Source organism: Agromyces bracchium, assembly GCF_009709675.1.
In the GTDB taxonomy this organism is placed as follows: Bacteria; Actinomycetota; Actinomycetes; order Actinomycetales; family Microbacteriaceae; genus Agromyces; species Agromyces bracchium.
Map to the genome: position 1 here is coordinate 51,952 of NZ_WMLB01000039.1, position 10,779 is coordinate 62,730.

General features: G+C 71.3%; 12 protein-coding genes. 9 read left to right on the plus strand and 3 right to left on the minus strand.

Features of this window, described 5'->3' with window-relative positions; all coding sequences use genetic code 11:
- Positions 1-188: 188 nt before the first annotated feature.
- The 9 genes from GJ743_RS16650 (at position 189) to GJ743_RS16685 (ending at position 7,887) form a co-directional block, all read left to right on the plus strand.
- Complete coding sequence (locus tag GJ743_RS16650; RefSeq protein WP_328289292.1) at positions 189-572, plus strand: SHOCT domain-containing protein; 384 nt, start codon at positions 189-191, stop codon at positions 570-572.
- A gap of 152 nt (positions 573-724) precedes the next feature.
- On the plus strand, positions 725-2,260 hold the full coding sequence (locus GJ743_RS16655; protein ID WP_230386860.1) for an ABC1 kinase family protein: 1,536 nt from the start codon (positions 725-727) through the stop codon (positions 2,258-2,260).
- A gap of 55 nt (positions 2,261-2,315) precedes the next feature.
- A complete protein-coding gene (locus GJ743_RS16660) occupies positions 2,316-2,963 on the plus strand; it encodes an RNA polymerase sigma factor (protein WP_155053026.1) in 648 nt (215 codons plus the stop codon).
- A 1-nt stretch (position 2,964) separates the two neighbouring features.
- Entirely contained in the window at positions 2,965-3,762 is a 798-nt protein-coding gene (locus GJ743_RS16665) for a hypothetical protein (RefSeq protein ID WP_155053027.1), read from the plus strand.
- Positions 3,763-3,924: 162 nt separating this feature from the next.
- Positions 3,925-5,598, plus strand: a complete 1,674-nt coding sequence (locus tag GJ743_RS16670) for an FAD-dependent oxidoreductase (RefSeq protein ID WP_155053028.1) — start codon at positions 3,925-3,927, stop codon at positions 5,596-5,598.
- A gap of 57 nt (positions 5,599-5,655) precedes the next feature.
- Positions 5,656-5,781, plus strand: coding sequence for a hypothetical protein (locus GJ743_RS20020; protein WP_268865831.1), 126 nt, complete (start codon positions 5,656-5,658; stop codon positions 5,779-5,781).
- A gap of 48 nt (positions 5,782-5,829) precedes the next feature.
- Complete coding sequence (locus tag GJ743_RS16675) at positions 5,830-5,991, plus strand: hypothetical protein (RefSeq protein WP_155053029.1); 162 nt, start codon at positions 5,830-5,832, stop codon at positions 5,989-5,991.
- Positions 5,992-6,145: 154 nt separating this feature from the next.
- Positions 6,146-6,481, plus strand: coding sequence for a hypothetical protein (locus GJ743_RS16680; protein ID WP_155053030.1), 336 nt, complete (start codon positions 6,146-6,148; stop codon positions 6,479-6,481).
- A gap of 95 nt (positions 6,482-6,576) precedes the next feature.
- Positions 6,577-7,887 carry a cation:proton antiporter gene (locus tag GJ743_RS16685; protein ID WP_155053031.1) on the plus strand — a complete coding sequence of 437 codons (1,311 nt, stop codon included), beginning with the start codon at positions 6,577-6,579 and terminating at the stop codon, positions 7,885-7,887.
- Positions 7,888-7,896: 9 nt separating this feature from the next.
- On the opposite strand, the gene GJ743_RS16690 is transcribed toward GJ743_RS16685, so the two are convergent.
- The 3 genes from GJ743_RS16690 to GJ743_RS16700 form a co-directional block, all read right to left on the minus strand.
- A complete protein-coding gene (locus GJ743_RS16690; protein WP_155053032.1) occupies positions 7,897-8,598 on the minus strand; it encodes an ion transporter in 702 nt (233 codons plus the stop codon).
- Positions 8,599-8,671: 73 nt separating this feature from the next.
- Positions 8,672-9,358 (minus strand): hypothetical protein, encoded by a 687-nt coding sequence (locus GJ743_RS16695; protein ID WP_155053033.1) that lies wholly within the window; start codon positions 9,356-9,358, stop codon positions 8,672-8,674.
- A gap of 103 nt (positions 9,359-9,461) precedes the next feature.
- The gene (locus GJ743_RS16700; protein ID WP_155053034.1) at positions 9,462-10,481 is read right to left on the minus strand and encodes a TerC family protein; all 1,020 of its coding nucleotides are present in this window, start codon (positions 10,479-10,481) and stop codon (positions 9,462-9,464) included.
- Positions 10,482-10,779: the final 298 nt, after the last annotated feature.

Here is a 10,779-nt window from a genome sequence, read left to right on the forward strand (position 1 = left end):
ATCCGCCGCGCTCATCGCCGAACCGCCCCGTTCAGGCTCCACAGCATCATGGCCCACGCCCCCCTCGCGATCGGCTTACGCGAAATGTATCGACGCGCCAGCGGGGAAAATCGGGACCAAAGGCCGTTGATCTGGGGGCCTCGCGAGTACCGTGTGACTCGTCGAGGCCGTCGTCGAAAGGACACCCCGTGGATCTCTGGCAGTGGTTCTGGTTCTTCTTCTGGATCTTCGCGTACGTCGCGTACCTGATGGTGCTGATCTACATCGTGATCGACATCTTCCGCGACCACTCGCTGAACGGGTGGCTGAAGGCGGTGTGGATCATCTTCCTCGTGTTCCTGCCGTGGATCACGGGGCTCGTGTACCTGATCGCGCGCGGTCGGGGGATGGCCGAGCGCTCGGCACGCAAGCAGGTCGAGTACGAGACCCACACGGCCGAGGAGTACCGTCAGATCTCGTTCGCGAGCCCGTCCGAGGAGATCGCGAAGGCGCAGGCGCTGCGCGACCAGGGCGTCATCAGCGACGGCGAGTTCGAGGCGATCAAGGCGAAGGCGCTGGGGTCGAAGTTCTGAGCGGCGGGTCGACCGACGCGCGGCACCGGGCGCGGTACCGCGAGATCGCGGCGGTCCTGCGCCGGCACAGCTTCGGCTTCCTCGCCGGGCTGGTCGGCGCGGGGCGTCGCAACCCGTTCCGTCGCGCATCCCCCGACGCCGACACGGCGGCGATGGATGCCGCGGCGGCGGCCGCCGCGCCCGAGCACGTGCGGCGAGCGCTCGAGGAGCTCGGGCCGACCTTCATCAAGTTCGGTCAGCTGCTCTCCACGCGCTCCGATCTCGTGCCCCCCGCGTATGCGGACGAGCTCGCGAAGCTGCAGGACGCCGCTCCGCCCGTGCCCGTCGAGCAGATCCGGGCCGTGATCGCGAGCGAACTGGGCGCGGACGCCGACGAGCTGTTCGCCTCGTTCGAGGACGTGCCGCTGGCCTCCGCCTCGATCGGGCAGGCGCACGTCGCCGTCCTCCACGACGGCACGGAGGTCGTCGTGAAGGTCCGCCGGCCGGGCGCTGTCGCGCAGGTGCAGCAGGACCTCGAGATCATGCGAAACCTCGCCGACCGCGCGACCCGCACGTGGACCCTGGCCCGCGAGCACGACGCGCGGGGCCTGGCGGAGGAGTTCGCGCAGACCCTGCTCGCGGAGCTCGACTACCTCAAGGAGGGGCGCAACGCCGAGCGGTTCGCCGAGGACTTCGAGTTCGAGACGGATGTCGCGATCCCGCGCGTGTTCTGGGAGTACACGACCTCGCGGGTGCTGACCCTCGAGCGGATGACGGGACTCAACGTGGGCGATGCGGCCGCGCTCGACGCGGCCGGCGTCGACCGGAAGCGCGTCGCCCGTCGCGGCGCCGAGATCGTCCTCAAGATGACGTTCGAGGACCGCTTCTTCCACGCCGACCCGCACCCCGGCAACCTGTTCGTGCAACCCGACGGCACGATCGCGCTCATCGACTTCGGCATGGTCGGCGAGATCGACGAGTCGCTGCGCGACCAGCTCGGCGCGCTCTTCGTCGCCCTCGTGCGCGGCGACCCCGAGCGGCTCGCGTCGGCGCTCATCGACCTGTCGCCGACGTCCGCCGGCGTCGACCGCGAGCTCCTGCAGGACGACCTCGCCGACTTCCTCGCGCGGTACCGGCTCGACTCGCTGCGCGACACCCCGTTCGCACGCATGATCGCCGAGCTCTTCGGCATCCTGCGCCGCCACCGGTTGCGGCTCCCGCGCGAGATGGCTCTGCTCTTCAAGGCGCTGCTCGTGATCGAGGGCCTGGCGCTCCGACTCGATCCGGAGTTCCGGCTCGGCGAGACGCTCAGGCCGTACGCGCAGCGGCTGGCGCGCGAGCGGCTCACCGCGATCGTGCTCGCCAAGCGCATCGCCCGGGCGACGGCCGACCTCGGGGAGCTCGCGCTCGACATGCCCGGCACCCTGCGGCGCCTTCTCGAGCACGCCGACGAGGGCGGGATCCAGGTGCACCTGCGCGCCGCCGAGCTCGAGCCGCTCGTGGGCCGCGCCGAGCGCATCGGCAATCGGCTCGTCGCCGGCATGATCAGCGCCGCGTTCATCACGGGCGTCGGCAGCCTCGTGACGAGCGAGCGCCGGTGGCGGTCGTGGGAGGGCGTCATGCTCGGCACGGGCCTCGGCGTGATCGGTTCGCTCGGCGGGTACCTCGCGTGGACGATGCGCCGGGGCGGTTCGCGGCGTCGGCGCTGACGGCTGCGGAAACGTAGACTGTCGTCCCCCGCTCCGGGTGCCATACACTCGGCGGGTGGCCGACCCCGACGGCGCACTCGCGCACCCCCCGATGCGAGCCGAGCTCGCACCGCGCGTGCGCCGCGCGATGGGAGCGGAGCCGTTCCAAGCCATCCTTGCGGCGGCGCAGGCGGATGCGCGATGGGCGAACACCGAACTCTGGAACGAGTACGCGCCCGCCGTCGCGGCATTCCTTCGTGCACGTGGATCGCGCGAGCCCGACGATCTGACGAGTGAGGTCTTCCTCGCGGTGTTCGACCGGATCGGCGCCTTCCACGGCGGCGAGGCCGAGTTCCGGGCGTTCGTGTTCACGATCGCGTACCGCCGGCTCACCGACGAGCTGCGCCGCCGCGGGCGCCGGGGCGAGCACGAGGAGTGGCAGCAAGAGCTCGACGACCGCCGTGCGCCGAGCGCCGAGGACGAGGCGTTCGGACGCCTCGGCGATCGAGCCGCGCGCGAGCTCATCGACTCGCTCGCGCCCGACCAGCGCGACGTGATGGTGCTGCGCATCCTGGGCGACCTGACGGTCGAGCAGGTCGCGGCCGTGCTCGGCAAGCGACCCGGCGCCGTGAAGGCGCTGCAGCGACGTGCCCTGGAATCCCTTCGCAGGAAGATCTCCTCCGGCCGTACCCCTGCGCGGGCTTTCGACGATGGCGGGAAGTGAGATGACGACGAACCGGATCACCGACGAGATCGCGGAGGCACTCGTTCGCGGCCGTTCCCCCCACGGCCGTGAAGACCTCTCCCCCCTCGCCGACGCGATCGCCGGCTTCCGGGAGTCGTCATCCGGGGGGTCGCCGCGGCCGAGCGCCGCGGTGGCCCTCCGACTTCACGTCGGCCACGGCGCCGGCCTCGGGCTCGCACCTGATGAGTACCCGGACGAGGCGGCGCCCGCCTCTGCACGGGCGTCGTCGGCGCGGAGACGAGTGGTGATGGAGTGGTTCGCGGGCCTGGGGCTCGCGGCGAAGATCTCGATGGGCGCGGTGGCCGCGGTGGCGGTCGGCGCGTCCGGTGCGGGTGCGGCCGGTGCGGCGGGCATGCTGCCCGAACCCGCGCAGGTCGTGTTCGATCAGGTGGCCGGCACGCAGCCGGGCGCGGATCGCGCGGGCGGTACGGGTGCCGACGGCGTCGCGACCGACGACGACGGCCACGAGGGCCACGAGGGCGTCGAAGGTGGTGAGGGCGTCGACGCGAGCACCGGCCTCGACGACGCCGAGGAGCGGGCCGGTTCCGGCCTCGACACGGCGGACGAGCACGCCGACGAGGACGCCGAGTCCGGCCTCGAGACCGCCGACGAGAACGTCGGTTCAGGTATCGGCACGGGCGAGGAGGCCTCCGAGGGCGCCGGCGCGGGCGACCAGGGCGAGGACGCCGGGTCGCAGCCCGACGATGCGGATTCCCAGGCGGATGACGCGGGGTCGCGGAAGGGCGATCGCCCCGGGTCCGATCGCGACGGTGACTGACGGTCCCGGCCGATCAGTGCTCCTTGGGCCCTCGCCGACCTCGGCGGGGGCCCGTCGTCGTCGGCCCGCGGCCGTCCGCTCGCCGAGGCATCCGCCGACGCGCCTGAGCGATACCTGAAGGGTATTTTGACAATACCCCGGGGGTATTGCTACCGTACTGACATGACCTCGAAGCGGTACCTCATCATCGGCGGCGTCGCGGGCGGCATGTCCGCAGCCACCCGCCTCCGTCGCCTCGACGAGCACGCCGACATCATCGTGCTCGAGCGCGGCGGCCACGTCTCGTTCGCCAACTGCGGCCTGCCGTACTACCTCGGCGGCGTCATCGAGGAGCGCTCCAGCCTCCTCCTGCAGACCCCCGCGTCGCTCGGCAGCCGGTTCAACCTCGACGTGCGCGTGCGCACCGAGGCCGTCGCCATCGACCGCGACGCGAAGACCGTGCTCGTGCGCGACCTCGTGACGGGCGACGAGACGACCGAGGCGTACGACGCCCTCGTGCTCTCTCCCGGCGCGACCCCGGTCCGCCCGCCCATGCCGGGCGGCGACCGCATGCTGACCCTGCGCGACATCGACGACGTCGACCGCGCGATGGCCGAGCTCGAGGTCGCCCCGCGCACCGCGCTCGTCATCGGCGCCGGGTTCATCGGCCTCGAGATGGTCGAGAACCTCGTGCACCGCGGCCTCGAGGTCACGCTCGTCGAGCTCGGCGACCAGGTCCTCCCGCCGCTCGACCCCGAGATGGCCGCGCCCGTGGCCGACCGCCTCCGCGACGCCGGTGTCGACGTGCGCCTCGGCACGCAGGTGACCGAGCTCCACGCCGACACCGCACTGCTCAGCGACGGCACCACCGTGCCGGCCGAGTTCGTGCTCGGATCGATCGGCGTGCGCCCCGACACGACGCTGGCGGTCGCCGCCGGCCTCGAGGTCGGCGAGCGCGGCGGCATCCGGGTCGGCGACGACCTGCGAACGAGCGACCCGCACATCTGGGCCATCGGCGACGCCGTCGAGAAGGTCGACGCGATCAGCGGCGAGCACCGGCTCGTCGCGCTCGCGGGCCTCGCCAACCGCCACGGGCGGCTCGCGGCCGACGTGATCGCGGGCCGCGACATCCGCGTTCGTGACGCCCTCGGCACTGCCGTCGTCGGCCTCATGGGCCTCACGATCGCCACCACCGGCTGGCCCGAGAAGCTGCTCCGCCGCGTCGGGCGCGAGATCCGCGTCATCCACACGCACCCCGCCTCGCACACCGGGTACTACCCGGGCGCCGAGCAGATGGCGCTGAAGCTCGTGGTCGACGCCGAGACCGACGAGATCCTCGGCGCGCAGGGCATCGGCGGCGACGGCGTCGACAAGCGCATCGACGTCATCGCGACGGCGATGGCCGGCGGCCTCACGGCGTCCGACCTCGCCGACCTCGAGCTGGCGTACGCGCCGCAGTTCTCCTCGGCGAAGGACCCGGTGAACATGCTCGGCTACGTCGCGCTCAACGCGCTCGAGGGGCTCACCCCCTCGATCCAGTGGCACGAGCTCGACGCGGCGATGGAGGCGGGCGACGTGCTCGTCGACGTCCGCACGCCGGGCGAGGTCGCCGCGGGCGCCATCCCGGGCTCGATCAACGTGCCGCTCGACGAGATCCGCGCGCGTGTCGACGAGTTGCCCGCCGGGCGCCTCATCGTGCACTGCAAGGTCGGCCAGCGCGGCCACACCGCGGTGCGCCTGCTCGCGCAGCTCGGCCGCGAGGCCGTGAACCTCGACGGCGGCTTCCTGACCTGGCAGGCCGGCGAGTCGGCCCGCATCAACGCCGAGCCCCGCGAGACCGCAGCGGTCGCCGCCTGAGCCTCCCGGCTTCCCACGACCACCCACGCACACCCACGACTCTCGAGGAGAACCATCATGTGCAGCCCCGTCACCTGTTCCTGCGGCAAGACCACCTGGTCGGGCTGCGGCCAGCACATCGACTCGGTGAAGGACGTCGTCCCGGCCGACCGGTGGTGCGACGGCGACCACGGCGACCGCTGAGCCGCGGCATCCGCCCCACCCACCACGCTTCGAACCGAGGAGAACCACATGTGCCGAGCCGTCACGTGCCGCAAGTGCGGCAAGACCACCTGGGCCGGTTGCGGCCAGCACGTCGACCAGGTCATGCGCGGCGTGCCGCGCAACCAGCGCTGCGCGGGCCACGAGAACGAGCCGTCGACGGGCTTCTTCGCGAAGCTCTTCGGCCGCTGAGCCGGCGCCGCCCCGCGCCGATGTCGTCGAGCCGATGCCGCTGAGCCGGTTCCGCCGAGACCCACGGGCCGAGACGGAGGAGATTCCGCCGGGCGAGCCGCGTGTCCACCCCCGACACGCCGCCGCTTCACCGGATCTTCCTCCGTCTCGGCCCGTGCTCGTGCGCGACGACCTCCGTGCCCTCCGTGCCTCGGCGGCGGCGGCCTGGTCCGAGACGATGGGGGATGCCACGTCGTGCGCGCTCGCGAAGGACGGCCGGTCGCATCCCGCGGGCAAGTTCCACGAGGGCCGCACGGCCGCGCTCGGCGAACTGCTGCGGGCCTGCCCGGCGGATGCCGCGGGCGAGACGATCGCCGCGCTCGCCGCGTCGCGCGCCGACGAGTGGGCCGCCCGAGCGATGCCGGGCGGCGGGAGCCGCGACTGGGAGAGCTACCGCGCCGGCGGGGTCGAGGCGCTGCGCGCGGTCGCGGGCGTGCTCGGCGACTCGTAGCGAACGGGGCGGGAGTGGTGCCCGCGCCCGCGGCATCCGTACGATGACGACAGGCCGCCTCGGCGGCCGCGCGGACGATCGGGGGCGGGGTCGGCATGCTTGCGGTGACGGTGGTGCTGGCGATCATCGTCGTCTGGAGTGCCCTGTCGCGGCCGCTGGACCGCCGCGGAATCACGTCGGCGCTCTTCCTCATGGTCGTCGGCTTCGGGGTGAGCGTGGTCGCGCCGGCCGTGCTCGACGTGTCGCTCGAGACCATCGTCGCCGAGCGCATCGCCGAGATCGCCCTCGTGCTGCTGCTCTTCAGCGATGCGACGCGCATCGACCTCGGCGTGCTGCGGCACCAACTCGGCTGGCCCAGCCGCCTGCTGCTCATCGGCCTGCCGCTGACGATCCTCGCCGGTGCCGGAGCGGCAGCGCTCGTATTCCCGACCATGGCGTTCGCCTCCGCGTTCCTGCTCGCGACCATGCTCGCGCCGACCGACGCGGCACTCGGCCAGAAGGTCGTGGCCGACACGCGGGTGCCCCCGCGCGTGCGCCAGGCGCTCGATGTCGAGAGCGGCCTGAACGACGGCCTCGCGGTGCCGCTCTTCCTCGTGGCGCTGTCGATCGCGAATGCCGAGTTCGAGTCCGGCGTCACCGGCATGGTGGCGGGCAGCATGGCGGCGCAGATCGGTTGGGGCCTGACCGCCGGGCTCGCCGCAGGCATCCTCGGTGGGCTGCTGTTCCACGCGGCCGACACCCGCGGCTGGATCGCCCGCGAGTGGCGCCAGATCCTGCCGCTCGCCGTGGCGCTGCTCGCCTACTCCGTGGCGCAGCTGCTCGGCGGGAGCGGGTTCATCGCGGCCTTCGTCGGCGGCCTCGCCTTCGGCCGGCTCGCGGGGCCGGTGCGCTCGAAGGTCACCGTGCTCTCCGAGGCGGCCGGCGACCTGCTCGCGGCCGTCACCTGGATCGCGTTCGGCGCCCTCGCCCTCGCGCTCGCCCTGCCGTACGCGACGTGGCAGGTCTTCGTCTACGCGGCGCTCAGCCTCACGATCGTGCGGATGATTCCCGTGGCGATCGCGCTCGCCGGCAGCGGCGCGCGTCGGCCGACGGTGGCCTTCATCGGATGGTTCGGCCCGCGCGGCCTCGCCTCGCTGGTGTTCGCCCTGATCGCGGCCGAGCGCGGGGTGCCGGAAGGCGAGACCGTGCTCACGGCGGTCGTCGTGACCGTCGCCCTCAGCATCATCCTGCACGGCCTCACGTCGGCGCCGCTCGTCGAGGTGTACCAGCGCTGGTACGCCGCGAACACGCCGACGGGCTCGGCGGCCGGGGAGACGGTGCCCGCGACGCTGCCGCGACGTCGCCGGCAGTTCCCCGGCGTGAACGGCGGCGACGACCACGGTGTCGACCCACGGCCTGCGCCGTGAACCGAGCGGTCACGCGCTCGGCGGCTCCTCGGCGCCCGGCTCGGCATCCTCGCGGTCGCCCTTCCGCGGCGCGAGGAAGAGGTTCGCGAGGTAGCCGGTGAAGGTGCCGAAGATGCCCACTCCCACGACGATCATGAGGCCGCCCGCGAACCGGCCCGCGTTCGTGACGGGGTACTCGTCGCCGTACCCGACGGTCGAGATCGTCACGACGGTGTACCACAGTGCGTCCGACGCGGTCGTGATGTTCGCGCCCGGGGCGTACTGCTCCAGGTAGAGCATCGTGAGGCTTCCGAACTGCAGTACGAGCACCCCCATCAGGAGGAGCGCGTAGAGGGCGCTCCCGGCGCGGTCCCTCACGAGGGTCCGCCAGATGGTGCGCGCTCCGAGTTCGCGGAAGAGACGGATGACGCGGATGATCCGGAACAGGCGCAGGATCTTGAGCTGGGCGAACGGCAGGCTCGCGAGGAGATCGGCCCACCCGAAGTGGCGGAAGAAGTATGCGCCGCGCTGCGGCGCGGTCGTGAGCCGATAGGCGAAGTCGACGAGGAAGACCGCGCTGAACACGGCGTTCATCACCCAGAGCACGGTGTCGAGCGCCTCGTCGTCGACCACGGCGTACATCAGGACGAGGTTGACGATCGAGAGCACCGACAGCGCGCCGACGAAGATCTCGTACCCGGTGCTCTTCAGCTCGCTGCGCCGCTTCGGCATGCGTGGATCATGGCACGGGCGCTCCGCGCGGAGCGGGAGCCACGAGGGGCGTCGGGCAGGCTGCCGCGTGGGACTACGTCGCGACGGCCGCTGGTGCTTGCCCTCGGACGCGGTGCGTCGGCTCGGCCGGCCTGCCGACGAAGCGCTCGGTGTCCGCCACCGCCGCGGTGAGCAGTGCGACGAGCCGCTCGTCGCGATCTGCGATCGCGGCCGTCGCGATGCCGTCGACGGCCCCGGTGATGACGTGGCGGTACTGCTTCACCGACGTGCGCGGGTGGCCACGGCCGACCTCGTCGATGAAGCGGATGGCCCAGGCGTCGGCCGCCGGCGCGGAGCGCAGGGCCGATTCGGCGAGCTCGCGCGCCGCCGCGGAGACGTCGTCGTCGCGATCCGCGAGCGCGACCATCGCCGCGCGGAGGCCCACGGCCTGGGAACGCTGGCGTTCCTCGGCCGCGACCGGAAGGGCCGCGTGCGCGGCCCGCACGGCGAGGAGCACATCGAGCAGCGGGTCGTCGCTCGTGAGGCCCACGACCGAGGGGATGAGTTCCGTGAGCCGCGCACGGCCGGCGTCACTCGTCCGGTCGTTGACCAACCGGGCGAGGTGCGCGAGGGTGCCGTGCGTGCAGCTCGGATGGTCGCTCCAGCGTTCGCCGGCGAGGAACGACGCGAACTCCATGAAGCAGGCTCCGCGACGCGGCGAGCGATGCCGGCCCGTCGACAGGATGGGCACGACATCCGGATGCAGTTCGGCGCTTCGCATGGGAACCCCCTCGCAGTTCCACTGTGCGCCTGTCGCGACGGCGAATCAAGAGGTGGGTTGGGCTGTCACGTGGTCGTGCGCCGCGCAGGACTCGGCGAGGCGCTCATGAGAGTTCCTTCTGCGCGTCGTGGTTCGACGGCTGATCGGCCATCGGCGTGCGGCGGTCGCCTCGGGTGCTGATGAGGCTCGCGGCGGTCGCCACGGCGATCGTCGACGCGATGAACAGTAGTGACAGCCAGATCGGGATCTCGGGGATCACCGTGATCGGCTCGCCGCCGTTCACGAACGGCAACTCGTTCTTGTGCAGGGCGTGGATCAGCAGCTTCACGCCGATGAAGCCCAGGATGACGGCCAGCCCCTGCGTGAGGTAGACCAGCCGCTCGAGCAGTCCGCCGACCAGGAAGAAGAGCTGCCGCAAACCCATCAAGGCGAACATGTTCGCCGTGAAGACGATGTAGGCCTCCTCGGTCAGCCCGTAGATCGCCGGGATCGAGTCGACGGCGAAGATCAGGTCGACGAAGCCGATGGCGATGATGGTCAGCAGCATCGGCGTCACCCATCGCCGGCCGTCCCTCCGCACCGTGAGCCTGTCCCCGTGGTACTCGTTCGTCACCCGAAGATGACGGCGGACGAATCGCATGAACCTGCCGTCGACCGGGTTCGAGTCGCCGTGCGAGAACGCCTGCCGGTAGGCGAGGAACAGCAGCAGCGCACCGAACAGGTAGAAGACCCAGGAGAAGTTCTCGATCAGTGCGGCGCCGACGGCGATGAAGGCGCCGCGCAGGATGAGCGCGATGACGATGCCGATCATCAGCACCTTCTGCTGGTAGATCTTCGGCACGGCGAAGCCCGTCATCACGATGAGGAAGACGAACAGGTTGTCGACCGACAACGCCTTCTCGGTCAGGTAGCCCGCGAAGTACTCGCCTCCGTACGTCCAGCCGGAGACGACACCGATCCCGACGCCGAACAGCAGGGCGAGCCCGACGTAGAACGCCGACCATCGAGCCGACTCCCCGATCGTCGGCTCGTGTGGCTTTCGCACATGGGCGAAGAACTCGTAGACGAAGAAGGCCACGGTGACCGCGACCGTGATGACCCAGACGAGGGGGGTGACATTCAAGAGAAGCTCCAAACCTGGCGTGAACGGATCGACGCCAAGGTCTTCTCCATCCCCTCGACCGGGAACCGGTGGCCCGGGATGCGACATGCATCCGTAATGACGAGCGACCGTGTCGGAGTACTCCCCTTGGAATGCGAAGACCCTACAGGTCTTCGCCGCGTGTTTGCTGAGCAGGCGCGCCTCGGCGAGCTCGGGCGGATCGACTCAATGTCTGGATGATCAGGCAATTCACAAAGAGCCGATGACGGGAATCGAACCCGCGCTGTCTGCTTGGGAAGCAGAAGTTATCCAGTAGTGA